Source organism: Halobacteriovorax sp. XZX-3, from assembly GCF_043196495.1.
GTDB lineage: Bacteria > Bdellovibrionota > Bacteriovoracia > Bacteriovoracales > Bacteriovoracaceae > Halobacteriovorax_A.
The window spans coordinates 1-23,907 of record NZ_JBEBMO010000001.1; the positions used below are offsets into that span (position 1 = coordinate 1).

Consider the following 23,907-nt stretch of genomic DNA (forward strand, 5'->3'; position numbering starts at 1 on the left):
CGCTTGCGCCGAAGGTAGTGCCAGGGTCACTTGGTGTGAGACTAGGAAGATGCACCTTCTATATAAAAAGCCAGATCAATGATCTGGCTTTTTTTGTTTGTGGGTAAAAAAAAATAAGTCACACTACTTCAAGATTGAATTTACCTTTTCAAGTACTTCCTCAACAGTAATAAGATTCATCATATCATCTTCTTTTATACGAAAGCGCCAAGGGACATCGTTCTCTGTTTTATGAAAGTAGTGTTCTAAGGCCCTAGGATAGGCATTAATACAGTTTTCTATTTGACCGAATGGTCCAGTGTATTCTGGAGGTACGGCCGTATATAAACCTATTACCGGTGTATTTAGCGCTGCTGCCATATGGGCAGGTCCAGAGTCTGGAGCAATCACCATTATAGCTTTTAAAAAGACATTCTTAAGTCCATTAAGAGATGTTTTTCCACATAGGTTTATGATATCGGCTTGTGATTCTTGTTCAATAGAATCACATATATCTTTATCGCTTGGAATTCCAGTTAGTACAATTGGTATATTATGTAGTTCTTTTATTTTGTTTGAAAGCTCGATGTAGCGCTTTGTGGACCAAGTTCTTTGAAGTGAAGAAGCTTTTGGATGTATAACGATAAAGTCTTTTGGAGGAAGTTGTGAAACTTCTTCAGTCGTAAAAGGTAAGTTGAATTCGATTTCGTTTGAATTGATTCCTAAGTAATCAGCGAAGCCTAAAAAAGCGTCTACAGAATGCTCCTTCTTGAAAGGGATTGATTCATTGATGAATATTTTTTGTAGATCACGTCCTCTTTTTGAGTCAAAGCCAATTTTTCTCTTAGCTTTTATAAATGGGTAGATAAAATTAATTCTAAGGTTTGCCTGTGTACATAGAAGTACATCAAAGTTGTAAGGGGCAAATACACTTTTTAATTTAAAGTAGTCTTTTAACTTCTTTGGCTTATCAATTCTTATAAGTTCAATATCCTCAATTCCTTCGATTAAAGGGGCAAAGGTATTGCTCGTTATAAAATATATCTTAGCTTTTGGAAGGGCCTTGCGAATGCGATTAAGCATTGGAAGTGTCCAAATAATGTCCCCAAGGGCAGATGTTCGCATAATAGCGATTGATTTAATTTGATCTAATTTCATGTGGTTATTATAGTGATTTTTTGTGAAAAAGAAAGGCCCACTTTGCGTGGGCCTTAAAGTATTTAGCTAATAATTAAAATTAGAATTTTAATTGAACACCAGCTGCTGCCATTGATGCATCATTTTGTGTTGCACCAGTATCAACTTCATATGTTAGGTAAGTGATATTGAAGTCAATATTCTTATTAAGCATATATCTGTAGTGAGCTGCAATTTGAGTGTAGTCATTATTAAGATCTTTCTCATCACGATTTTGGTAAGTAACAGAGAAAACATTCTTATTTAGCATATAAGTGATACCAGCAAGAATACGATTAATTTCGCTATCAGCTACTGTCGTGTCGTTGTTTTCGATACTGTAACCAAGGTTGATTTTGAAGCTTCCTAGTCCAAGATTTACACCTGCTAGAGTGTAGTTGCTATCTTCAGTTGAAGCACTTGCCCATTGGTCATAACCAGCGTAAACGTCTAGATCTACCTTATCCATTTTTCTTTGGTATCTTACTAGACCTGAGTAGTGTGTATCGCCGTAGTTAGCTGTTGGGTCGTTATCATTTCCATTTCCACGATCTGTTGAAAGAGCGATTGTAAGACCACCCATACTTGGTGTTTCGTAAGAGAACATGTCTGTTCTTGCACGGTATCTAAAACCAAGACCACCTGATGCTGCTCCGTCAATTCTAGCACTAGTATCAGAACCGGCCATTGAAGCTACTGTTGAGCTTAGTGGATCTGATTTTAGCATTACATAATCAAGTGGAGTATATGTTTGACCCATCTTGAATGTACCAAAAGAAGTCTTTGCTCCAACTGCAGCTTGACGCATTCTGATTCTGTAATCATTACCAGAGTTTGATTTACTTGAGTTAAGGCCCATTTCAAGTACGTAAGTACCTTCAATTCCTTCTGTTCCCCATTTTCCTGTAGCTCCTAGTCTAGACTCAGAAGAATCAACGTCTACAAAGCCAGAAAAAGAAGTTCTGTTTGAGTTTTCGTTGTCAGTGTAAAGTGCAACTCTGTTTAATTTTCCGTAAATTGTTGGCGCATCAATTGTTGCTGTCGCCGCGATTGCTGGAATTGCAACTAGCGTAGCTGCAACTGTCATTAGTTTTTTCATAATTCTCTCCATGAATAAATAATCTAATATAAATATTAAAACGAGAGGTTACAAAATTGGCAAGTTAAATACCTGAAAAATATAATGATGATTTAATGAAGAGAGCATGGTATAAGGCAGCATGAAGAAAAATTTAGAAAATATGGTTTTACTTGGTACGGCAACTAGGCCTCATGGAATTAAAGGTGCTTTTGTTTTTAATCTTGAAAATAAAGTGAATAGTGTCCTTGAAAATGGCTCAACTTTTATAGCTATGCCTTTAAGCGGAAGTAAAATAAGTAAAGATGGCGAAGAGAAAGAGATTAAAACAATTTCTTTTGGTAATAAAGTCATCGCATATTTAAGTGGTGTTGATAATCGTAATATTACAGAAGATATGCTTCCTTTTGAAATCTACGTAAGTCGAGATATTTTTCCTGATATTGAAGATGAGGATGAGTTTTACATGTCTGATATTGTCGGTCTTGATGTTTATGACTTAGAAAAAGAAGCGGTAGTGGGTAAAGTTGATAAGTACTTTGATAATGGAGCTCACATTGTTCTAGTGACAAAAGTAGGTGGCAAATTTGTGGATATCCCATTTGTTGATCATTTTGTTAAATTAGTTAATCTAGAAGAGAATCGTGTGGAATGCTATATTCCGCATCTAATGTAAATGAAGAAAGTTTGGGTCCTTACATTATTTCCACAATTTTTCACTGCCTTTAAAGATAGTGGAGTCATTGGTAAGTTCTTAGGTAGTGAAGTTGAGTTTAACCCTCTTTACCTTGGAGACTTTTCACCAAAGAGTTTTAAAGGTGTTGATGGAGCTCCGTATGGCGGAGGGCCTGGAATGGTTATTCGCGCAGATGTTTTAGAGCGTGGAATTAATCATATCCTAGAGACAGAATCTCTTGATAAGTCTCAGTTAGAGATTATTTATACTTCTCCTCGTGGTGATGTTTTTAATAACGAGGAAGCCAAGTTGTTAGCCAAAGACTTTCAACAAAATAATAAGCAGTATGTTTTTATTTGTGGGCGATATGAAGGGATTGATGAGCGCTTCATTTCTCAGTATGTAACTAAAATAATTTCTCTTGGAGATTATGTGTTATCTGGTGGAGAGTTGGCCGTCATGACTATTGTTGATGCTATGATGAGGTTTTTGCCTAAAGCTCTTGGAAATGAAGATAGCGCAATTCTTGATTCTTTTGAAGATGGACTTATTGAAGGTCCTGTTTATACAAGGCCTTCTGAGTTTAATGGCATAAAAGTTCCCGACGTTTTACTCGAGGGAAATCATAAGTTGATTGATGAGTTCAATCAAAGTAAAAAACTAGAATATACAAAGAAGTATAGGCCAGATTTGTATAAAGCCTATATGAGAAATAAAGATTAAGGATATACCAAAGATGAAAGATAATATTTATCTAGGCTTAGTACACCACCCAATTAAAAATAAAAGAGATGATATTGTTACGACTTCAGTAACGAATCTTGATATACACGACATCGCAAGAAGTTGTCGTACTTTTGGGATTAAGAACTACTTTATTGTAACGCCACTAGAGGCCCAACATAAGTTAGTTAATAGAATCCTAGGACACTGGGAAGAAGATGATGCAGGAGCTTATAATCCTGATCGCCAAGATGCACTTGCCATTGCACGCCTAGTAAACTCTGTTGAAGAGGGAATCAATAAAATCAAAGAGATAGAAGGTGTTGATCCTTTGGTCTGTGTTACTGGAGCAAATTTTGAATCAAATAACGGTGTAGAAACTGACCTAATCAATAATGCGCGCCTTGACAAAAAGCCTATCTTCCTGTTATTTGGTACAGGATGGGGTCTTCATGCACAAGTACTCGAACGGGCACATTTTGCGCTTGAGCCAATTTTTGGTGGAAGTGCTGATGGGTATAATCACTTGTCTGTTCGCTCGGCAGTTGCCATCTATTTAGATCGACTGAATAGTGCCTCTGAGACCATGAAATAGAACTTACTTAAGAACAACACGGTGTTGGTCCTCTGAGAAGTTCAAGACGTTAAAGTAGGAGTTCGTAATGAATTTAGTAGACGTTGTAAATGAAAATTACAAGAACACAAACGTAGAATCATTCCCAACATTTAAAACTGGGGATACAGTTGCTGTTCACGCAAGAATCACTGAAGGTCAAAAATCTCGTATTCAGATTTTCCAAGGTGTAGTTATTGCAATGAAAGAAGCTGGAAAACTTACTGGTCACTTCAGAGTTAGAAAAGTTTCTTCTGGAATTGGTGTTGAAAGGGTATTCCCATTCCATTCACCAAACGTAGAAAAGATTGAGATCGTTCAAAGAGGTAAATCTAGAAGATCGAAACTTTACTACCTAAGAGATCGTTCAGGTAAATCTGCTCGTATCGCAATTGACTACGATAGAAAATAATCAAAACTATTTAAGTCATAGAAGGGCCCCTAGAAATAGGGGCTTTTTTTATTTTAGGGTCAAAAATGTTTGAATCACAGTTTGTCGATAACCATAAATTTATCTTAGCAACAGATGAAGTAGGTAGAGGACCTCTTGCTGGCCCTGTTGTAACCTGTGCTGTAAAGGTATCAATTGATAACTTGAAGTCTCTCGTCGAAAGGCTAGACTCAGTTGGTGTGACAGATTCTAAAAAATTAACACTTAAAAAAATGGAGAGTATTCTCAAAGAATTGGGGGTAGAGAAGTTTTCAAAATTCAATGAACATGAACTATTTCAATACAGTGTTGAGAAAGTTGCGCCAAAAAAAATTGATGAACTCAATATCTTTCAGGCGAGTTTATTTGGAATGAAAAAAAGCTGTCATAATCTTCTTTGTGATTCAAGTTCAGTCGTTCTTGTTGATGGAAAGTTTCCATTCTCTTCAAAAAAAATTAACGATATTCATCCGATTATTAAGGGTGACTCAAAATCATCACTCATTGGACTTGCTTCAATCATTGCAAAAGTGTGTCGTGACCACCTTATGATAAGAGAGGCGAAAAAATATCCTCATTACGGATTTGAAAAAAATGCTGGTTATCCAACGGCCGTCCATCGCAAGGCCATAGAAGATTATGGTATCACCCCGATTCATCGAAAATCATTCAAAGGGGTAAAAGAATTTGTCACTCAGGAAAATAGCTAAAGGAAGTTCATTAGAACTTAGAAAGTCTCGACTTGTTCACTCTGAATCTGTTCCTCTTTTGGTTTGTTCGACAATGCTTCGTAGGCATGGTTGTGGGCAAGTCGATATAGCAGGTATTTATAAGCTAAATGGAGAGTTTCTCATTAAGCTGTTTGAAGTTAAATCGAGCGGTTTTATGTCAGAGTCTCAAAGGTTGAGGTTATTAAATAGTGCTCATTTTATCTCTTCTTATTTTGAAATATCGTGCATAGTGTCGCTAGTTTGAATAACATTTACCTTGCATCGAACGAGGCCTTCTTTTACAATTTTCATATGGTTAAAAAATTATTCTTAATTACTCTTTTTATTTCAACAACTTTTACTAGCTTCCAAGCAAAAGCAGATATGGATCCTCGTGTGAAAATCGTCGCTTTAAATGCGGGATATGGAACCGTTGGAGGAGCTCTGCTCGGTACTGCTGCCATGGCATTTGGTTCTTCGGGACGCTCAGTTGCAATTGGTGCATCTCTTGGTCTTTATGCTGGATTAATTTTTGGTGGGTATATTGTAGGAAGCCATGAGTACAGAAAGAATGATCGTATGCAGCCTAGCCAAGAAAATTATTATTATCCAGATACGAATGATAGTCCTTATCAAGATTCTCGCTACCAGGGTGGTGGTTATAATTACCAGGGATCAATTAATCAGGATGGCTTCTCTTTAGAAGGCCCGGCCGAAATTGGTTTTAAACAAGAGCGCCCAGGCCAAGATTTTTATGTGAATCTTTTAAATTATCAGTTCTGAAAAGTACGTTTTCTCTGACCGTAGAATTGTGAAAGCTCTGTATCGTCAGTTTCGAATTCGTTAATTAGAATATCCATTGCATCAAAGTTATAGATTTTGAAAACTTTTAAAAACTCTGGCGCAACATTTGAAAGTCTAACTTGATCACGTCTTTTATTTAATGCTTTGATTGTATCAACGAATACACCAATTCCTGAAGAGCCAACAAAGTTAAGGGCCGTCAGGTCAAGAGTGATTAATGAAGTAGGGTGAGTGTTAGTGATTGTAGCTAACTCTTGCTTAAGAGGAATGATATTTTCATAATCCATTCCACCTTCGATATGGACAGTGATATTTCCTGTTGAATCTGTACGTACTCTTGCTTGCATTGTCATTTAAACTCCTTCTTCTACAAAATAACAGCATCTAATAATTATTGTAACGCATTGCGTATTAAGATTTTAGATGGAAGTTATTTCTTATGTAAGTTATAAATAAGGGGAATCATTAAATATTAGGACTAACTTTGAAACTGACTCTAGTAACAACACCAATAGGAAACCTTGGAGATATAACTGAGAATATGCGTCAGGCATTTGTGAGTTGTGATCTCGTTTTGGCCGAGGATACTCGTGTTTTTCGCTCACTCTTATCAAAATTAGAAATAGAGCGTTCAGATTTAAAAGTTGTCTCATTTAATGATCATTCACAGGATCGTCTTAAGTATTTTCTTGATTTAATCAGATCGGCACAACACCCAATTCTTGTCTCTGATGCTGGAAGTCCTATCATTTCTGATCCAGGGCATATTCTAGTGAAAGAGCTCATTAATGAAGGCGGTGAGGTTACATCAGTAGCAGGGCCTAGTGCAGTTACTGTTGCACTTGAGTTAAGTGGAATGGCACCAAATCCATTCTGTTTTTATGGATTTCTTCCACGAAAAAAAGGTGAGATTTCGGCAAAATTCCAACAAGCATATCAGACAAATGTAACATCTTTATTCTTCGAATCACCACATCGTATTCATGGGACACTAGAGCAATTGTCACAAGAATTTCCAGAAGCGCAGGTAAGCGTTTGTCGCGAATTAACAAAGAAGTTTGAAGAGTGTGTACGCTTTAAAGCACAAGAATTTAAAACTGATTTGATTAATGCAAAAGGTGAGTTTGTTTTGGTTGTTTCATGGCCTAAGCTAGAAGCTGGAGCAACAGCATCTAATGAAGAATTTGAAAAGTTGGCCCAAAATTATCTCGGTAAGCAAACGCCGAAAAACCTTGCAAAACTTCTTTCAAAGATTACAAATCGAAAAACACAAGAGATTTATCAAGAGCTTACTTCTAAATAAACCTATTTTTTCAGTATCTTATTACTAGTAAAAATTTCTAATCCAAGTTAAAATTAAATAAATTGGAGTTAGAATGATCGTTAAAGTCATTGGAGGCCACGGTGGGGTCTCACCACAGTGTCGGGCCACATCGTACTTGGTGGATGATAAATTATTAATTGATGCAGGATCTGTTGCAACAGGTATCAGTGTAAAAGAACAGATAAATATAGATAATATACTTATCTCACACTCTCATCTTGATCATATTTCTGACTTAGCATTTTTGGCCGATAATTGTTTTGGTTTAAAAGATGACCCATTTTATATTTGGACATCTAACGAGGTTCAAACAAGTATTCAAAAGCATCTTTTAAATGATGAAATTTGGCCGGATTTTACTAAGCTTCCAACTAAAGATGATCCAACTCTTAAGTTTTCAAATATTGAAAATGGTGAAACAAAGAAAATTGGAGAGTATACAGTTCACGCAATTAAAGTGAATCATTTTGCAGGCTCTCTTGGCTTTATTATCGAAAAAGGTGATTGTGCAATCATCTTTACACAAGACACCGGGCCTACAGATGCAATCTGGCAAAAGGCCAAAACAATCAAGAATATTAAAGCAATCTTTTCTGAGGTTAGTTTCCCTAATTCTTATGATCAGTTGGCCAAGGATAGTCGTCACCATACTGCGCAGACGATGGGGCTTGAGATCGCAAAGATGCCTAAAGATATTCCAATTTACTTAGGGCATCTAAAGCCAAATTACTTAGACCAGTTAACGAAAGAAATTGAAAAAATTAATACTCATGGACGAATTAATATTATTGGTTCTGAGAATAAGAGCTATCAATTTTAATAGATTTTTATAGTCAAAAATTTCTTTTCGTGAGATATCTCTTGCCGTGAAAAATACAGATAATTTCCAAAGTCAAAAACTTGAAGAGTCATTTCTAAAACGTCTTACACTTTTATGTGGAAAGGAGAGTTTTAGACCTAAGTTAGATCATATCAGAGATTTTCTTTCTCAAGACAGACGCGTTATTGAAGCAAGGTCTAAGGTTATTATCGTAGGTGGTACTAATGGGAAAGGTGAAACTTCCCATAGCTTAAGTTACTTATATGAACGTGCAGGGTTTACAAGTTGTCTATGGACTTCTCCGCATGTTTTATCAATCACTGAGCGCTTTAAATTGAATGAAAAGAATATTTCGATTGAAGAGCTAACAGAATTATTAGATGAGAATGAAGAAGTCATCAAAAGTTTAAAGCTCTCTTTTTATGAAGCACTATTTGTTCTTTTCATTAAATTTGCACTTAAGCATGAAACTGACTTTGTCATTCTTGAGGTAGGCTTAGGCGGGCGCTTTGATGCAACAAATATCTTCACAAGGCCAATTGCTGCTATTACATCAATTGGATTAGATCATACAGAAATTTTAGGCAACACATTAAAAGAGATTTTATTTGAAAAATATGGAATCACTCGTTTTGGTGGAAAACTTTTTGAAAATATTGAGCAGACATTTCTAAAAGATATTCTTTCTCAGTGGTGTGAGCGCGATGATATCACTTTAACTTCTGTATCTAAACAAAGTGATTTACCATATTTTGAAAGAAATAGGCAGATGGCCGTTGCGCTATTTGAAGAATCAACTCAGCAGAGTCTTGATAAGGATTCGTTGAAGAAAATTGAGTGGCCTCTTACACCTGGACGTTGGGATAGTATGCTGGTTGGAGATAGGGAGTTTGTTTTTGTTGGAGCTCATAACCAATTAGGCCATAAAGTACTTTTAAAAAGTATTTCAGATTGTCAGGGCAAAGAGTCATTTGATGTACTGATGAGTTTCTCCACAGGTCGTGAAGATCAAATTAGTAGTACGATTAAGCTCTATAATACTTATCCTTGTATTATTAAATCAGTGAATATTTTAAGCTTTCAGCACGAGAGAGCAATAAGTAAGGAAACACTTCAACAAAACTTAAAGACTGGCACAAAAGTGTATGAAATACACGATTTTCTCGATACAATATTAAGTACTAATGAGGAAATTGACACAGAAAAACAATCAAATATCGAATCACTTAGATCTGGTTCCAACAAACTTCTTGTTGTGGGCTCTTATTACTTTATCGCTTGTATGCAAAAGTATCTTCGTACTAAGTATTCAAAATAATATCTACGCAGATACTCCAAAAGTTTTAGCTTTTGGAGAAAATGATGAAGTCCAAATTCTTTCTGATAAAGCCTATCGTAAAAGTAGTGATAACTCTTATGAAGCTCACGGCAATGTTATTATCAAGCTTGGTACAGATACAATCTATGGTGAAAAGGCCAGCATCTCTCTTGCGACGAAAATTGGTAAGATTTGGGGAAATGTTCGCTACGCCGGTGCCAAATTTAATCTTTATGGAACACAGATTTCATACTCTCTTCAAAAGGCTGAGTTTTCGGTACAAAATGCAAAACTAGTTGATGAAAACTTTGTCCTAAGAGGTAAGGAAATTGTTCGTCATGATAGTGGAGTTTTTAAAGCGATTGAGGCGGAGTTTACAACATGTAAAGATTGTCCTGAGTCTTGGAGTATTCAAGGGCAAGAAGTCACAGTTGTGCCTGATGATTATATTAGTCTAAAGCATGCATTTGTTAAGATTAATGGTGTGATTATTGTTTATATCCCATATGTTTCACTACCTATTAGAAAGGTTAGAGAGTCAGGGCTCCTTTTTCCAACGATCGGTCTTGATTTTGATGAGGGCTTCTACTTTAAGCAACCAATTTATTGGGCAATTAATGATAATAGTGATGCTACTTTTTCACCGACTGTTTTTGGTAAGCGTGGAAATGGTCTAGCTCTTGAGTATCGTAACTCTCTTGGTAAATATTCTAATATCGAATTTGATGGGAAAACTGTAAACGATAAAATTTGGCAGCCAGGTAAGCTCGATCTTGAACCAAGTGGCAAAGATGAGATTAGGGGGGCGTACAAGTTTAACTATTTTTATCATCCAAATAATAAATTATCATTTTGGGCAAACTCTACTTATTTAACAGATCTTGATATTCAAAGTGATTATGAGGAGTACTTCGAAAAAAATATCTATATGGGTAGTGAGAAAGGCTCTCGTATTTCTACTGATTATATGGGTGATTCAGTTATCGCAAACTTATACTCTAGTTTTATGAGCAATAGTATCTTCAGTGATCCCGAAGGTTTCGATACTGATTATGTACAAAATACTGTGAGACTAGGATTAGGACATAGACCTTTTAATATTTTTAATTCGAAAGGTGTTCTATCAAAAATAAACTTTTATCAAAATCTAAAGTTTGATTACTTTAAACAAGATGTTGTTAACGAAAATCTCTATTATAGAAATATTCAGCGTTTTGACTATAACCCTTCCTTAGAGTTTGTTTTAAGGCCGATCTCTCATATTAATATAAAAATGGAATCGGGTCTCGATGCTCAATACTATGTACTTCCTACAGAGAAACTTGAGAAGCAAAACGGTTATAAGTATGGGAACTATGTTAATACTTCAATGTGGGTCGATATCGAAAAAATTTATGGACGTGCTTATATTCAAGAAGAGATTATCAAGCCTGTTTTAATCGAAGATGAGGAAAGAAACTTAATTGCTAAAATTCCACGTACCGAAAAAGAAGAATTAGACGTAAGAAAGCTTTATCGTTCTTCGTATAAACATAGTTTAAAATTCGGTGTGAACCATTTTTATTACAATGCTCAAAAATATCGTGGAAATAAGAGACTAGGGGATCAATTCGCTCTTCTTGAAGACAATGGGCGTTTTGATGAAAGAGATATTATTAGAGGTCGAAATAATACACTTCAAGATGTATCGACTCGTACTGATTTACCTGAATCAAATACGATTGAATTAGTGTTTAACAATAATATTTTAAAGAAAACACCTAAGCCTAATTATCAGATGTTTAAGAATTTTAATTATCAACTTGATAATTATGAATATTCCAAAATTGCTTATTTCAATATCTCTCAAGGTTTAATCCTAGAAGATAATGAAGAGTCAACGATTGATACTGATGATAGGCTGACAAGGCTTGCAATTTTAAGTGGTCTTAACTTTAATAACTTTTCGCTTAATTTATCAGAGTATTATTTCCATACAGAAAGTAAGCATATTACTTCATTGACAATGAAGCATGATTTGAAAAGATTTCAATATGAACTAGGCTTCAACTACGACTCTTTCTCTGAAGATCGACGTTATTTTACTATTGATGTTGATTTTGAATTAAATGATATCTTTTCATTTAGAACTGGTTATTACTATGACTTCGAATTAGAAAGGGTATATGAATCTTATCTTGGAACTCGTTACAATCCACTTAATAATTGTTGGGTATTTGATATTGAATATCGTCAAAAGGATGAGTTTGTTAATAATAAATTAAATCTTGATCAATCAATCTCATTAAAGATTTTAATTAACTACAATGCTAAGAATTTTGATTCAGTCTTTGGGGTAACTTTGTGAGACTAGTCTTTATCGACTTTGAAGATAGTTTTACAAATAATATTCTCTCTTATTTTGATCAGTTTGATTTTCATATTGATATCGTAAACTTTCGAAATCTTTCTAAAAGCAATATTTCAGACCTCCTAGAAAATCAACTAGTCGTTTTAGGGCCAGGCCCTGGCCACCCAGAGGAATATTTAAAATCCTTTGTAAGTGTTGGTGTCAACTTTAAGGATGAACTTTCAAAGGCCAAGCGGATCATAGGGATATGTCTTGGTCATCAATTAGTTCTTAATATTTTTGATGAACTTCGAGTTGTGAGAAGCTCTAGGCCAATGCATGGTCAGGCCATTACGATGAAGCTTGAAGAAGATGAGGATCTATTTGATTGTTTTAATCGAGAAGATAGGACTGAGCTAATTCATGCTAGGCTTCAGCGCTATAACTCTTTAAAAGTAGAAGTTGATAGTGGAGAGTATAAGTCTGGTAATAAGGAGAGTCTGACTCAATTCATTTTCGATAATAACGATGAATTATTAATGGCATACCGCCCGAACTTCTTTTTTACGATGCAGTTTCATCCTGAATCAGTTGGTACCTCATGCAATAATATCCTCTTTGAAGCAATGAATAAGTTTTTAATGTAGAATTATTAGGATGAGATTTGTACTAGAAGGTATATACGACAAAAGAGGATTTAAATTTGCCAATGAAATGGCAAAAGGGGCCTATGGTTTTGATTTTAGACCTAGGAGTTTTAATTTTATCCAAGGTTATGTCATTGAAGAACTTTTAAAAGAATCACTTCTAAAGCTTGAAGATATTATTGAATTACATTTTGAAAATGATGCTCCATTTGTAGTGGATTCAATTATCGAACAAGTTGCAAAAATTCATCCAAATATCAGAATTAACTATGGTACTAGTGGACTTCACACTAAAGAAGAGTTGGAAAGATCTGGTAAACCTTTTTCTATTATTTTTGATATCTCTGACTCACAAGTTTACGAAAAAATTCAGTCTCACTTATGTCAAAGTGTCGTTTTCCTATATGATGATATTCATCAGATGGCGCAGCAGGGACAATTAAATAGCTTCATTGTTAATTTTTATACAAAGGTTATGTCTTCTAAGAATGAGAAGTTTGAATTAGGTATGAAACTAAACTGGGATTCAAATCTTTCAATTGGAATTATTGAGCAACTAGATCCTGACTATATTAAGTTTGAAATCTCATCTCAAGTTGAACGCTGTTATCGAAATATTGATGTTCCTAAGTTATCAGAATACTTTGGTGCTACGATAAAGGCCCTTGCTATTTAATAGCTTTTGATTAATAAGTAATCTATGAATATTTTACTCTCAAATGATGATGGATACTCTGCTGAAGGAATTCAGTGTCTTTATGAAAGTCTAAAAGATATCGCCAATGTTGCAATTGTCGCTCCTGATAAAGAGCGCTCTGCTACATCTCAGGCCTTAACTCTTCATGACCCAATTCGCGTAGAAAAAATTAATGATTACACATTTAGTTGTAATGGCTATCCGGCCGATAGTGTATTAATTGGAATAAACTCTGTTTTAGACTTTAGGCCAGATTTGGTTATTTCTGGAATCAATCACGGGGCCAACCTTGGACAAGATATCTATTATTCTGGAACAGTTGGTGCTGCAAGACAGGCCGTATTTCAAGGAATAAGGGCCATTGCTGTTTCTACTGTTATGAGATCATCTGATGATGTTAGGCACTTTCAGACGGCCGCTGGAGTCGTTAGAGAGCTCGTTGAAAAGAAGTCTGAAGCATTACTTGCAATGCCTGAGTGCTCACTGTTGAATATTAATGTACCAAATGTGTCGGCCAATGAAGTTGGAGAGATCGTTTGGACAACTCCTCAGATGAGAAGATACAGTGAAGAAGTCTATGAAAGGGTAGATCAAATGGGCCGTCAGTATTTTTGGATTGGTGGATCTCCTTTAGAAATCGATCCAGACACGACATCTGATCACCATGCCATAATGAACGGAAATATTTCGTTTTCTTTCCTAAACCTTTTGAATTTTTCGTCCGATGTATTCCATGAATGGGCGGCAAAAATTTCCAAATAATTTGAAATAATTGATCATTTTTGTCCTCATTTGAAAATTAAACGAATGAGGACGAATGAAGAAGTCATTGCTATTTCTTATAACATTAATGTCGCTACTTAGTTGTACGACCCTTAAAAATGGGCGCTATATTAAGTTAACGGATAATTATAATGCTAAGAAATTAGCAGAGATTTTTAGTATCCCTGAGTGGCAAATCGAAGAGTTTAATAAAGGTGCTGCCTTTAAAAAAGGTGATACGATCTTTCTACCTTATAAGAATGGTATTTTATATAATCGTGTTGAAGGACGATCTATTTCTTCTATTAACTATCAAAAGCTTCGTCAAAGCTCTCGCTTCCTTTGGCCTGTGCCATCATCTAATCGTGTAACTTCAGGTTATGGGCATCGCTGGGGCAGACCTCATGAAGGTATTGATATTGCTGCCCGTAAAGGGACATATATCGTTTCGGCCGATTCTGGTGTCGTTGTTTATAGTGGTAGGAAGTCAGGTTACGGTAATATCACAGTCGTTTCTCATATTGGTGGATTCTTCACTGTCTATGCTCATGCACATAAGAATTATACGAGAAAGGGACAAAAAGTTGCTCGTGGCCAAGTTATTGCTTCAGTAGGAAATACTGGTAAATCAACTGGTGACCACTTACACTTCGAAATTCGACATGACTCTAAGGCCTTTGACCCTCTAGAGTTTTTTCACAAGCACTAGGTTTAATAACTTAAAGTACATTAGAGCAGTGTTAACAGCATCTTCAAGTGCCGTGTGAGCAACATCACCCATATTTAAAAACTTCATAAGTTTTGAGCCTGACTCACATTCTGCTGGTATGATGTCCATATCAATGAGTCCGTAGGCAATACATGAAAGATCAAGTTGACGGTGCTCAAAGTAAGTTCTCATAAAATCCCAGCCAAGATCTCTTGTCATAAAAGGAAGATCAATCGCACTCATCGATTTTCCAAATAGTGTGATTTTTTTATTTCCAAAGTATTCTTTAACTTCTGGTGATTCAAAATATTTAATAAGCTCTTGTTTGAAGTCTTCAATTGCAACACCTTCAGAGTGGGCCTTTTCAATAAGTTCTTTATTATGATCAATAACCCATTGGTTTAGATTTGGCTTTAACTCTTCAAAGCTTGGGCATTTTATATAAAAATGTTTTTGAAGTTCTTTATTAATTGTTTTTGTTTTTGCACAAAAGGGAACCATTGCAAATTCGATGATTAAATCTTTTTCTTCAAGTCCAGTAGCTTCAATATCGAATGATAAGTAACGCATAGTTTTTCCTTTTTTATATAAGTTTATAAATATGAAATAGTAATATTAGAATTATACTTTTGAATGATATCTTTTACTAGTAGGCCACATGCCAATTGATCTTCATTAATTAGGCAGAGTCTACATACTTCTTCACCATCACAACTAGATGCAACAGGTATGTTATGTTTTCTTAGGAATTCAAGAACTGTTAGCTCAAGTTCTGACTCGTTGACCTCTAGGGACCAACTCTTTTGTGAGGCATCTCCCTTGAGTGTTAATTGCATGTAAGTTGACCGTTTCTTGGATCTTTATATGTACTTAATCCATTATTGAGCTCAAGTACCGTAAGCTTACCAAGTGCAGGCGTATAGTATTGTGCCGTACCTTGTTCGTTCTTAGTCGTTCCATATATTTCAGAGATTGTTCTTTTTGGATTTTGAAGAACTAAAGATCTTTTTGTATTCATATACTCTTGCGCCGAGGAAACACTTGGAAAGTTATTAATTAGTTCTGTTAATACTTGAGCATTATATGTGATTCCATTCATGAGTAGGATATAGCGTCTACCTTGCTTTAATTCACTCATACAAAGTGCTGTGTAATTATCATTTTCAAAATTCGATAGTAGAACATCTTTGATTGAATTATTAATCTCAGGTAGGGAACTTGTAATCCCAATAATATAATTATTCTGGTCTTTATAATGAGAAAAAGTATTGTAGTAAGATTTCTTAGGCCTTTTTAAGATGGCCATTTTTGAGTCATGAAGTTTTGAATCAAATGAGCAACTATAATTACCTCTTCTAAACAGGTAGTTGGAGTTGTAGCTATTTATACTATTATGATCTTTAGCAAATTTTGTTAATTTACTTAGTCTTTTTACATAACTAAGTCTTGCAAATAATTCATTCTCACGTACACCTTGAGCACCTCTAAAATACAATCTTTTCAAATCTTTATTCTTAAATAATTCGGCCTGATTATCTTTAATAAATTGTTCCAAAGAGTTTGAGGCGTAGATGTATTCACTAATGTTCTTTTCGATAAGCGTTAGTCGATTTTTGATTGCGAGCGGTTTTTTATAGAAATTTGCCATTTGAGAAATGGCATTCAAAAAAGCGAAATCATTTTGTTTTTGTGGAATACTGTTAATGAAGAAATCTTTTCCTGCAACCTTTGCAATCAATAAGGTATGAGAGTTGAGCGTAGTCGCGTGCGGAGAGAAGTATAATTGAGAGAGTGTAAAATTTAATATCTGATTACGATAGCTTGAGTTTGTTGATTTCGAGCTAATTATCTTACTAATCTCGGGTTCATTTTTTTCGTTATCTAATAAAATATTATTTTTCTTTTCTACAATAGGACAAGTATGGTTAATACTTTGAGAAGTATTTAACTGCTTTTCAACTTCAGAGCATCCGATAAGAGGGATTAATCCTAGGAGTATAATTAAAGTTTTAAATTGATTTGTATTAAGCTTTGTAATTATCATCTTTATGAAACTCTTCATTTTCTTCGTAATAAATCTCAAGCTCTGAATCACTCTCTGTACTGTAACTCGAATTAAAGGAATCATTTAGCTCTTGAATTAATTTTGTAACTTCTTTTTGTTTTCCAAAAATCTCAATTATTACCCAAAGGCCTTTGTCATTAACAGCAGTATGAGCAATATGATAGGCCATCTCTTTTGCATTTAAGAACTGAGTAACTTGATCAAATGCTTTTTCTTGATATGGTGTCGATCTGGCCGGTGGGGAAGGAATAAAATATGTAAATGTTTGTTTGTATTTTTGAGACTCAAAAGCATGAGTGCTATTATTTGCCGCTTTATTCCTGTTGAAAATACTCATCTATTCCCCGTAAGTTTTTGTGATTACGTTTAATTATAAACGTGCTTCAAGGTAAATGGAAATGTTTACCCATTTATTTTTTTTCTGCATTTTTCATTATTGTGCGTTATAATTTAATTGATCGACAGGATGTCGTAGCAAGAGATAGGCATGAAGCCGAAAAAATGGAGGGCCAGTTGCAGGGCCCTCTTTTTTTTACTCAAAAATCTCGTTATCAAAATTCTTATTCAATTCTTTAATAGTTAATCCATTGGCCATATTTAAAACTTTAAATTTTCCATCTTCAATTTTAAAGCTTCCACATTCAGTTACAACGTAATTAACGACACTTTTTCCAGTGAGAGGGAGAGTGCACTCTGGTAATAGTTTAGGCTCACCAGTTTTGCTATAGTGACTCATCATAACAATGATATTTTTAGCGCCATTGACTAGGTCCATAGCTCCACCCATTCCCGTGATTTTCTTACCTGGGATCTTCCAGTTTGCAAGTGAGCCTTGTGTATCAACTTCCATTCCACCAAGGACACAGAAATCGATATGGCCACCTCTAATCATTCCAAAGCTCATCGAGCTATCAAAAAAGCTTGCACCTTTTTCAACCGTAATAGTTTCTTTGCCTGCATTAATTAAAGTAGCCGATACTTCGGCTTCTGTCGGGTTGTCACCTACACCAAGAACACCGTTTTCACTATGAATGATATAGCTATGATTCTTAGGAAGTTGTGATGGGATTATTGTTGGTAGTCCAATTCCAAGATTAATCGTAGAGTTCTCTGTAAAGAGAGTTGTAACTTCTTTGGCCATCTGCTCTTTCGTCCACATTATTATGACTCCCTCGTTTTTAAAAATTCAATAGCATTTTCATAATTTGAACCTTGATAAATTCGCTGAACAAAGACTCCTGGTATATGCACATCTTCAGGTTTGATATCTCCAAGTTCAACTATTTCTTCCACCTCAACGATCGTTGTCTTTGCTGCCATTGCCATAAGAGGGGAGAAGTTTCTAGCTGTTTCTTTAAACCATAGATTTCCATATGGATCTGCTTTTTGTGCTTTGATAATTGCAAAGTCTGCGTGTAGTGCTTCTTCTAAAATACATGGACGATCAAATTCTTTGACTTCTTTACCTTCGGCCACTTCTGTCCCATATCCTGTTGGAGTATAGAAGGCACGAATTCCCATACCTGCCGCTCTAATTCTCTCACTTAGCGTTCCCTGAGGTACTAGTTCGATTTCTATTTCATTTGCAAACATGGCCGCTTCTAGGTCTGGATTGCCTCCTACATATGAACAGAATCCTTTTGAGATCATTTTCTTTTTCAAAAGTTTTACAAGTCCTCGTCCTGAGTTTCCAATATTATTTGAAACAACTTTTAAATCTCTTAGTTCCATTTGAGCTAACTGATTAATTGAGTTTTCCGGGATTCCACAAAGGCCGAATCCGCCACTCATTATCGTTGAGCCACTTGTTACATCCTTGAGCGCTTCTTGGGCACTTGGGTAAATCTTACTGTACATATGAGTCCTCGATTATATTTAATAAATTATTTAAGCAAGCTTCTAGTTCTTTTGGTGCGTAATTTAGATACGGACAAAGGATTAGAGAGCGGTTTGTGATATTAATGAAAAGACCATTTGAAAGTAATTTGTTCCATAATAGAGAACTTTCTATGATTACATCACTAAGGTCAATGGCCATGAGAAGGCCAATATGCCTGATGGACTCTATCGCATGAGAGTTTTCTAATTTGATCTTAAATTGATTTAAGAGCTCATAGTTCTGGTTTCTTATTTTAATAAAATCATTCGATTCAATTAATGACATAACTTCATCAAGAACTTTTAATCCGATAGGGTGTGCAGCATTTGTAAGTCCACAGCTTAGTATATTGTCATCAAAGTAAGCTGCATTATCTTCACTGACAAAGACTGCTCCAAATGGAAAGAATCCACCAGAGATATTTTTTGCAAGACTAATAAAATCAGCTTCTAAATTTGTATAATTTTGAAAACCAAAATTAGTCATTGTTCGACCAAATCCACACACGACCTCATCTAAAATGAGTTTGATTCCATTTTTCTTGCAAATTTTCATGATTTCATCATAGTAACTTTGTGGGGGAATGAAGACGCCATTGCCACCTGTTATAACTTCGATACAAATCGCTGCAATATCACTACTTCCAATGTCTTGAATGACTTTTTTTGTTTTCTCTAAGTCTGGATCATTAAAGAAGTTTGGAATGAAAGCGTGAAACCTTGAAGGAACACCCGCACCATCTCGGCGCCAATCTCCTGTCAGAGCAAGAGCACCCAGTGTCGCTCCATGATAGGAAGTTTCACATGATAGTATAAATTGGCGCCCTGTAATTTGCCTGGCCATCTTTATGGCATTTTCATTTGATTCGGCCCCTGAAGTTGTATAGAAGATTCTTCCGTCAAGACCTATTAGGTTAACGAGCTTTTGCGATACAGTCTCTTTAAGTTCAAATTGACATTTTGGGGTTGCCATTGGCATTGACTTGATTTGCTCAATCATTGCCTTTTCTATTTGAATATTTCTATTGCCGAATGACTGATGATAACTTCCTGAAGAAAGGTCATAAATCTTCTGATTAGAAGATGTAATATAGCCCCATTCAAAAGTATTTTGGATATCGATTTTCTTGGCCTGGTTTTGTTTTGTCCATGTGTGAAAAAAAGGTAGGTGGGCCATAAACTCTCACTTTAAAATCTAATTTCTCATAAAATTAGGGGTAGATGAATTTCTACATATTCAAAATTTTTGTCATATTTTTTGCAGCCTCTCCAGGCCTTAAATATTTGTGTTTGATAATTATAAAGTGCGCCACCACATGTTTGAGAAGGATCACTTGCTCCCTCTGGAGAGTAGTGTGAGCAAATTGATAAAGGATGGCCATCGTGAGACATAAGAAGTTTCATAATAGATGCTTCATCCTTAAGTTCACTTCTATACTTTTCGACAAGATCAAACCTTGCATGTGTCGTTTTACTAATATTGTTTCGATCTTCTACTTTTCTAACTGTGCTACCAAGACAGTGATTTGTATGGAAGATTAGACCTTGTGGGTTTGTATTTAAAATTTCTTTTTGTGTAGGAGTGATCTCATAATTGAAGGCACTTTTTCCATCGCTTATAAGATAATTATGGCCTGATGTAATGGGAGCTTCCATTAGTAATTTTCCCATATCATTGAGGCTTTTTTGTTTCGCTGCTTTTCTAATTAATGCAGGCCAGATAATTCCATTTATTCCATCTAGGACATTAATATTGTTAACACCAATGAATTGACCATGGTTATTTACGGCCATTAATCCTAAACAGCCACAAACTGTGTAGATAAGTTCTTTTGTACCATTATCCTTATCGTCAATTTCAATTAGCATGAGATAATTTTTTGCACTTTGATGCATATCCCATGTCTGAGCAGCGATGCTATTTTTATCATCGATATATGAGACCGATGTACACCCTTCGTCTTGATTCTCACTATCGAGTTGAATATCTCTAAAGTCAGTGTAGTTATTTAGGATAATAATGTCTTTGATTGAAGTTTCACTGCCTTTCGCTATCCCTTCAATCTCTTGTGCTAGACTTGCATCAAACTTCATGGTTTCTTTAAACTGTAAGTTTGCAAACTCATCAAGTTTATCTTTCAAATGCGGTGATCTTTTAAGAAGAAGGCCAGTTCTAATCTCTATAAGTTCTTGTATTGCTTCTTTAAAAGTTTCACCGTGCTTAAGCCCATTTTCGTATGGGCCACAAGCATCGTATTTGAATATAGGTAAATTTAAGTCTGTCATTAACATGTAAAATACCACTTCTTACTTGTTTGGTTACCAAAAATACTTGGCGCTTTTAATGTAAAAGCGTAAGAAGTGTCGTTAATAATTTTAAATTCTTTTTTAGCGTCAGCAGGTGACTCTAAATATGATACAGCTTGAGAAAGAGCATAAGCGTCACCATCCCAAGTTGAGATCATCATTAGAGGCCTTGACTCATAGACTTCTTCTTGCAGCATACAAATACCAATTTGTCCTGCGATGTGAATGTAGCTAGCATCCGGAATAATTCCATGGTCTTTTGAAAAGAGTTTCTTTTTATTATGAAAATAAACACTTTCGTTAAAGACAACTTTTGTTCCGTTGTCATGTGCGATTTTTATAATTTCTTTTAGTTCTTCATTAGTAAAATTGACTAAAAGATCACCAATGAAAAGAGCTAAGTAATCTTTGGTCGCAAGTTTTTCTTTTAGTTGGCCAATCGTATCTACTTTAGAGTTCGGATAAAAGTCTAAGACGCCTGAAAGAGTAGCGGACATAAAGCTTTGCTTACCAAAATAGTCATGGTTAAAAGATATTACTTTTGTTCTTTCTTTTTGGTTTTTGATAAGAATCGATTTGAATATTTTTTCTACACACTCACTATGTCCACTCGCTGTAAAAAAGTGTTGTAGTTCTTTAGGTGCGATATCTTTGAAACGCTTAAGATTTGCCATAAAACTTTCATCAATGAAGTTTGAAAGACAGATCTTGTTTACAAGTGTTGGCATACTCTCGAATGAAGCAGCATTTAAGATAGGGGAAGTTGAGTACTTTAATTTCTCATTACTCCATCTCAGGTTTTGGCGATAGATGATAACATCGCGATGCTCTTCATCATCGAGATAATTCTCTTTAAGTTTCATCTCAATGATGGCCCCAAGAGAACAGTTTATAGAAAGCATTGCTCCTGCGTGAATATCACGGTTTCTTCCGTAGATATATTCGTTGCCATTGGCACTTGCAATAAGTGTTAGCGCATACTTTAGGTATTTTCCCATTCCTTGTGATTGCTCCATATTTATAATTGTTGTATCGAGCATATAAAGAGTTTTTGGACTATTGAAATACTTAACTAAGCGTAGTCCACTCTCATGAGGGAAGTGAGTAATTTTACCTGCAAATGAGATTCCTACCAGTTGTCTTGTTTCGCTTAGTAGGGCCATCGCAATTGAATCTTTACAATGAGCAATTTTTTCGAATTTCTCAATGCTTGTTTGTCTCGTTGGCTCATATGTATGACGTTGGATTTCTTCAATCTTGTGCTTGTAATAGTCGAAGTTTTCACCATCAATTTTAATTAATTCTAAGTTAAATTCTTCATTAAAGAATTTTTGGGCAAAGCTAAATGCCGCTTTGTCTTGAAGGTTCCCACTGAAGGCTTCCACTAATTTTGCATGCCATAAGTATTCATTGGGAGAATTTACTTTAGTCTTTGGAGTATATTCTAGTTTATTTGTTTCACCTTTATAAATTCGGTTAGCAATCTCGTTAATTGCGTCGAATAGATAGTCGATATCTTCGTTAGTCCAGGCCGTATTAAGTCTAAATCTTAGTGTATTATCTCCAGCTTGATAATAGAGTAGTCCTAGGTCAAAGCGGTTTGAGATAAAAGGTGCAATATCTTTTGCATCCGATAGATCAAAAGCAAATGCGACACCAAAGCATCTAGGTGATGAAAGCTGATCCCACTTACTTATAAGTTGATTAAGTTTATTTCTTGTATATTCTTCGATTGTTGCAATTTTGTAGCGAAGTTGATCGATTGCTATTGCTTGATAGTAACCTCTGATAACAGAAGAAGTTTGAAACTCATTATTCTCCCAGCATGGATCTTGTGTCAGTACAATTCCACTTTGGGCTTTCTTTGCACATGTAATATACTCAGGATTAATTTGATTTCCTTGTGAATCTTTTAGATCAAATGTTCTGTGCCAGAAGAAGTCACGTCCAAGTCCAAACCCTGTTTGAACCTCATCATAGATAAGTGCAACTTGATAAGATTTTACGATCAAATTAAGGGCCACATGGAAGCGATTTGTTGAATAGCGATCACCACCTTCGCATTGCATTGGCTCAACTAAAATTGCAAAGTGAGTATTCTCTTTTAGAACTTCATGAAGTTGCTTTAAAGAGGCGATTTCTGATTTAAGTAAATCATCAGCTTTACTTTCAAATTCTTTTAAATTTGCTTCAAAGCTTGGTGAAAATGGATTCTCCCATAATCTAATCCACTCTGGATCTATATCTAAAATAAATTGATCATTCTTTGTTTCAGGATAATCGATGAAAGTTGTTTCATGTCCTTCGATTTGATATGGCTCTCGCTTACTTGGATTCCAAGTCGAGAAAAGTGTTGATAGGAAGCGTCCGTGAAAACTGCCTTCAAAAGCTATGATTTTGTTTGCACCAGTATGGGCCCTTTTCATATAGGCCATAATAAGGGCCGCTTCATTGGCTTCCGCTCCAGAGTTCACAAATACTGGTGTAAGTTTGTCGTTAGAAGCTTTCTCTCTTAGAAGAGTTTTAAAAGACTCGGCGATTTCGATAAAAGTTGAATCGAGATAGTTTCCTGTCCATGCACTTTCATGCATTGTTGTTCCAAAAAGGGCCGTTGCATTGAAACCAAGTCCTAGTGTGGCTATCTGTGAAGCAGCATCGAGGAGAAATTCTGGAGAATTTTCATCTCTTGTTTCCATCGCAAGGTATGCTCCTTGTGAAAATTTATGATGAGGAATATATTCTTTCTTCTCTGCAGAAGTGAAGTTATCCTTGTACATTGTTGCTAGCTTTTCTTTAGCGTGTTCGTGACTGTTTTTACCAATTAAGTTGATTTCCATCTCTTTAACCCTTAAGTGTTTTATA

At 35.4% G+C, this 23,907-nt stretch carries 26 protein-coding genes; 14 read left to right on the forward strand and 12 right to left on the reverse strand.

What is annotated here, in order from left to right; genetic code table 11:
• Nucleotides 1-123: 123 nt before the first annotated feature.
• Both ABMA70_RS00005 and ABMA70_RS00010 read right to left on the reverse strand, forming a co-directional pair.
• Entirely contained in the window at nt 124-1,137 is a 1,014-nt protein-coding gene (locus ABMA70_RS00005) for a glycosyltransferase family 9 protein (RefSeq protein WP_392992264.1), read from the reverse strand.
• Nucleotides 1,138-1,216: 79 nt separating this feature from the next.
• Nucleotides 1,217-2,254, reverse strand: a complete 1,038-nt coding sequence (locus ABMA70_RS00010) for a porin (RefSeq protein WP_158246790.1) — start codon at nt 2,252-2,254, stop codon at nt 1,217-1,219.
• Between the two features lie 121 nt (nt 2,255-2,375).
• Here ABMA70_RS00010 and rimM point away from each other — a divergent pair, with 121 nt between their 5' ends.
• The 6 genes from rimM to ABMA70_RS00040 all read left to right on the forward strand — a co-directional run bounded on the left by rimM (nt 2,376) and on the right by ABMA70_RS00040 (nt 6,168).
• On the forward strand, nt 2,376-2,909 hold the full coding sequence (rimM, locus tag ABMA70_RS00015) for a ribosome maturation factor RimM (RefSeq protein WP_103216953.1): 534 nt from the start codon (nt 2,376-2,378) through the stop codon (nt 2,907-2,909).
• A complete protein-coding gene (gene trmD / locus ABMA70_RS00020; protein WP_392992261.1) occupies nt 2,910-3,632 on the forward strand; it encodes a tRNA (guanosine(37)-N1)-methyltransferase TrmD in 723 nt (240 codons plus the stop codon). It abuts the gene before it with no gap.
• Between the two features lie 13 nt (nt 3,633-3,645).
• Nucleotides 3,646-4,227: an RNA methyltransferase gene (locus tag ABMA70_RS00025; RefSeq protein ID WP_103216955.1), complete on the forward strand. Its 582-nt coding sequence runs from the start codon at nt 3,646-3,648 to the stop codon at nt 4,225-4,227.
• 67 nt (nt 4,228-4,294) lie between these two features.
• Complete coding sequence (gene rplS, locus ABMA70_RS00030) at nt 4,295-4,657, forward strand: 50S ribosomal protein L19 (RefSeq protein ID WP_103216956.1); 363 nt, start codon at nt 4,295-4,297, stop codon at nt 4,655-4,657.
• 65 nt (nt 4,658-4,722) lie between these two features.
• Nucleotides 4,723-5,385: a ribonuclease HII gene (locus ABMA70_RS00035; RefSeq protein ID WP_392992259.1), complete on the forward strand. Its 663-nt coding sequence runs from the start codon at nt 4,723-4,725 to the stop codon at nt 5,383-5,385.
• Nucleotides 5,386-5,697: 312 nt separating this feature from the next.
• A complete protein-coding gene (locus ABMA70_RS00040; protein WP_103216958.1) occupies nt 5,698-6,168 on the forward strand; it encodes a hypothetical protein in 471 nt (156 codons plus the stop codon).
• On the opposite strand, the gene ABMA70_RS00045 is transcribed toward ABMA70_RS00040, so the two are convergent.
• Entirely contained in the window at nt 6,159-6,542 is a 384-nt protein-coding gene (locus ABMA70_RS00045) for an STAS domain-containing protein (RefSeq protein ID WP_103216959.1), read from the reverse strand. The genes ABMA70_RS00040 and ABMA70_RS00045 overlap by 10 nt on opposite strands.
• A gap of 131 nt (nt 6,543-6,673) precedes the next feature.
• On the opposite strand from ABMA70_RS00045, the gene rsmI reads away from it, so the two are divergent.
• The 8 genes from rsmI (at nt 6,674) to ABMA70_RS00085 (ending at nt 14,795) form a co-directional block, all read left to right on the forward strand.
• Nucleotides 6,674-7,492: a 16S rRNA (cytidine(1402)-2'-O)-methyltransferase gene (gene rsmI, locus ABMA70_RS00050; protein WP_158246791.1), complete on the forward strand. Its 819-nt coding sequence runs from the start codon at nt 6,674-6,676 to the stop codon at nt 7,490-7,492.
• A 73-nt stretch (nt 7,493-7,565) separates the two neighbouring features.
• Nucleotides 7,566-8,333 (forward strand): MBL fold metallo-hydrolase, encoded by a 768-nt coding sequence (locus ABMA70_RS00055; RefSeq protein WP_392992256.1) that lies wholly within the window; start codon nt 7,566-7,568, stop codon nt 8,331-8,333.
• Nucleotides 8,334-8,379: 46 nt separating this feature from the next.
• The gene (locus tag ABMA70_RS00060; protein ID WP_392992254.1) at nt 8,380-9,651 is read left to right on the forward strand and encodes a hypothetical protein; all 1,272 of its coding nucleotides are present in this window, start codon (nt 8,380-8,382) and stop codon (nt 9,649-9,651) included.
• Nucleotides 9,587-11,998 carry an LPS-assembly protein LptD gene (locus ABMA70_RS00065; RefSeq protein WP_103216963.1) on the forward strand — a complete coding sequence of 804 codons (2,412 nt, stop codon included), beginning with the start codon at nt 9,587-9,589 and terminating at the stop codon, nt 11,996-11,998. The genes ABMA70_RS00060 and ABMA70_RS00065 overlap by 65 nt, the downstream gene beginning before the upstream one ends.
• Nucleotides 11,995-12,627 carry an aminodeoxychorismate/anthranilate synthase component II gene (locus ABMA70_RS00070; RefSeq protein WP_392992252.1) on the forward strand — a complete coding sequence of 211 codons (633 nt, stop codon included), beginning with the start codon at nt 11,995-11,997 and terminating at the stop codon, nt 12,625-12,627. Before ABMA70_RS00065 ends, ABMA70_RS00070 begins: the two co-directional genes overlap by 4 nt.
• A gap of 10 nt (nt 12,628-12,637) precedes the next feature.
• Nucleotides 12,638-13,303 (forward strand): hypothetical protein, encoded by a 666-nt coding sequence (locus tag ABMA70_RS00075; protein WP_103216965.1) that lies wholly within the window; start codon nt 12,638-12,640, stop codon nt 13,301-13,303.
• A gap of 24 nt (nt 13,304-13,327) precedes the next feature.
• The gene (surE, locus tag ABMA70_RS00080; RefSeq protein ID WP_103216966.1) at nt 13,328-14,086 is read left to right on the forward strand and encodes a 5'/3'-nucleotidase SurE; all 759 of its coding nucleotides are present in this window, start codon (nt 13,328-13,330) and stop codon (nt 14,084-14,086) included.
• A gap of 55 nt (nt 14,087-14,141) precedes the next feature.
• Nucleotides 14,142-14,795, forward strand: a complete 654-nt coding sequence (locus tag ABMA70_RS00085; protein ID WP_103216967.1) for a M23 family metallopeptidase — start codon at nt 14,142-14,144, stop codon at nt 14,793-14,795.
• On the opposite strand, the gene ABMA70_RS00090 is transcribed toward ABMA70_RS00085, so the two are convergent.
• The 9 genes from ABMA70_RS00090 to ABMA70_RS00130 form a co-directional block, all read right to left on the reverse strand.
• A complete protein-coding gene (locus tag ABMA70_RS00090) occupies nt 14,772-15,365 on the reverse strand; it encodes an exonuclease domain-containing protein (protein WP_392992249.1) in 594 nt (197 codons plus the stop codon). The two genes, ABMA70_RS00085 and ABMA70_RS00090, sit on opposite strands and share 24 nt — an antisense overlap.
• Before the next feature lie 23 nt (nt 15,366-15,388).
• On the reverse strand, nt 15,389-15,631 hold the full coding sequence (locus tag ABMA70_RS00095) for a hypothetical protein (RefSeq protein ID WP_103216969.1): 243 nt from the start codon (nt 15,629-15,631) through the stop codon (nt 15,389-15,391).
• Nucleotides 15,622-16,857 (reverse strand): hypothetical protein, encoded by a 1,236-nt coding sequence (locus ABMA70_RS00100; RefSeq protein ID WP_158246792.1) that lies wholly within the window; start codon nt 16,855-16,857, stop codon nt 15,622-15,624. The genes ABMA70_RS00095 and ABMA70_RS00100 overlap by 10 nt, the downstream gene beginning before the upstream one ends.
• The gene (locus tag ABMA70_RS00105; RefSeq protein WP_103216971.1) at nt 16,820-17,197 is read right to left on the reverse strand and encodes a hypothetical protein; all 378 of its coding nucleotides are present in this window, start codon (nt 17,195-17,197) and stop codon (nt 16,820-16,822) included. Before ABMA70_RS00105 ends, ABMA70_RS00100 begins: the two co-directional genes overlap by 38 nt.
• A 195-nt stretch (nt 17,198-17,392) precedes the next feature.
• Nucleotides 17,393-18,019, reverse strand: a complete 627-nt coding sequence (locus ABMA70_RS00110; RefSeq protein WP_103216972.1) for a 3-oxoacid CoA-transferase subunit B — start codon at nt 18,017-18,019, stop codon at nt 17,393-17,395.
• Between the two features lie 2 nt (nt 18,020-18,021).
• Entirely contained in the window at nt 18,022-18,717 is a 696-nt protein-coding gene (locus ABMA70_RS00115; protein WP_103216973.1) for a CoA transferase subunit A, read from the reverse strand.
• Nucleotides 18,707-19,915, reverse strand: coding sequence for an aminotransferase class III-fold pyridoxal phosphate-dependent enzyme (locus ABMA70_RS00120; protein WP_392992246.1), 1,209 nt, complete (start codon nt 19,913-19,915; stop codon nt 18,707-18,709). Before ABMA70_RS00120 ends, ABMA70_RS00115 begins: the two co-directional genes overlap by 11 nt.
• Nucleotides 19,916-19,941: 26 nt before the next feature.
• The gene (locus tag ABMA70_RS00125; protein WP_392992245.1) at nt 19,942-21,024 is read right to left on the reverse strand and encodes a C45 family autoproteolytic acyltransferase/hydolase; all 1,083 of its coding nucleotides are present in this window, start codon (nt 21,022-21,024) and stop codon (nt 19,942-19,944) included.
• Entirely contained in the window at nt 21,024-23,882 is a 2,859-nt protein-coding gene (locus ABMA70_RS00130; RefSeq protein ID WP_392992243.1) for an aminotransferase class III-fold pyridoxal phosphate-dependent enzyme, read from the reverse strand. Before ABMA70_RS00130 ends, ABMA70_RS00125 begins: the two co-directional genes overlap by 1 nt.
• Between the last annotated feature and the right edge of the window lie 25 nt (nt 23,883-23,907).

Excerpts from the sequence above, each read along its gene's own strand:
- ABMA70_RS00055 (WP_392992256.1), top strand. The coding sequence starts at position 7,566 with ATGATCGTTAAAGTCATTGGAGGCCACGGTGGGGTCTCACCACAGTGT.
- rimM (WP_103216953.1), top strand. The coding sequence starts at position 2,376 with ATGAAGAAAAATTTAGAAAATATGGTTTTACTTGGTACGGCAACTAGG.
- ABMA70_RS00005 (WP_392992264.1), bottom strand. The coding sequence starts at position 1,137 with ATGAAATTAGATCAAATTAAATCAATCGCTATTATGCGAACATCTGCC.
- ABMA70_RS00035 (WP_392992259.1), top strand. The coding sequence starts at position 4,723 with ATGTTTGAATCACAGTTTGTCGATAACCATAAATTTATCTTAGCAACA.
- ABMA70_RS00130 (WP_392992243.1), bottom strand. The coding sequence starts at position 23,882 with ATGGAAATCAACTTAATTGGTAAAAACAGTCACGAACACGCTAAAGAA.
- ABMA70_RS00120 (WP_392992246.1), bottom strand. The coding sequence starts at position 19,915 with ATGGCCCACCTACCTTTTTTTCACACATGGACAAAACAAAACCAGGCC.
- ABMA70_RS00125 (WP_392992245.1), bottom strand. The coding sequence starts at position 21,024 with ATGACAGACTTAAATTTACCTATATTCAAATACGATGCTTGTGGCCCA.
- ABMA70_RS00075 (WP_103216965.1), top strand. The coding sequence starts at position 12,638 with ATGAGATTTGTACTAGAAGGTATATACGACAAAAGAGGATTTAAATTT.
- ABMA70_RS00045 (WP_103216959.1), bottom strand. The coding sequence starts at position 6,542 with ATGACAATGCAAGCAAGAGTACGTACAGATTCAACAGGAAATATCACT.
- trmD (WP_392992261.1), top strand. The coding sequence starts at position 2,910 with ATGAAGAAAGTTTGGGTCCTTACATTATTTCCACAATTTTTCACTGCC.
- ABMA70_RS00100 (WP_158246792.1), bottom strand. The coding sequence starts at position 16,857 with ATGAAGAGTTTCATAAAGATGATAATTACAAAGCTTAATACAAATCAA.
- rplS (WP_103216956.1), top strand. The coding sequence starts at position 4,295 with ATGAATTTAGTAGACGTTGTAAATGAAAATTACAAGAACACAAACGTA.
- ABMA70_RS00010 (WP_158246790.1), bottom strand. The coding sequence starts at position 2,254 with ATGAAAAAACTAATGACAGTTGCAGCTACGCTAGTTGCAATTCCAGCA.
- ABMA70_RS00115 (WP_103216973.1), bottom strand. The coding sequence starts at position 18,717 with ATGTACAGTAAGATTTACCCAAGTGCCCAAGAAGCGCTCAAGGATGTA.
- ABMA70_RS00025 (WP_103216955.1), top strand. The coding sequence starts at position 3,646 with ATGAAAGATAATATTTATCTAGGCTTAGTACACCACCCAATTAAAAAT.
- ABMA70_RS00040 (WP_103216958.1), top strand. The coding sequence starts at position 5,698 with ATGGTTAAAAAATTATTCTTAATTACTCTTTTTATTTCAACAACTTTT.
- ABMA70_RS00090 (WP_392992249.1), bottom strand. The coding sequence starts at position 15,365 with ATGCGTTACTTATCATTCGATATTGAAGCTACTGGACTTGAAGAAAAA.
- ABMA70_RS00085 (WP_103216967.1), top strand. The coding sequence starts at position 14,142 with ATGAAGAAGTCATTGCTATTTCTTATAACATTAATGTCGCTACTTAGT.
- ABMA70_RS00095 (WP_103216969.1), bottom strand. The coding sequence starts at position 15,631 with ATGCAATTAACACTCAAGGGAGATGCCTCACAAAAGAGTTGGTCCCTA.
- ABMA70_RS00105 (WP_103216971.1), bottom strand. The coding sequence starts at position 17,197 with ATGAGTATTTTCAACAGGAATAAAGCGGCAAATAATAGCACTCATGCT.
- ABMA70_RS00110 (WP_103216972.1), bottom strand. The coding sequence starts at position 18,019 with ATGTGGACGAAAGAGCAGATGGCCAAAGAAGTTACAACTCTCTTTACA.
- surE (WP_103216966.1), top strand. The coding sequence starts at position 13,328 with ATGAATATTTTACTCTCAAATGATGATGGATACTCTGCTGAAGGAATT.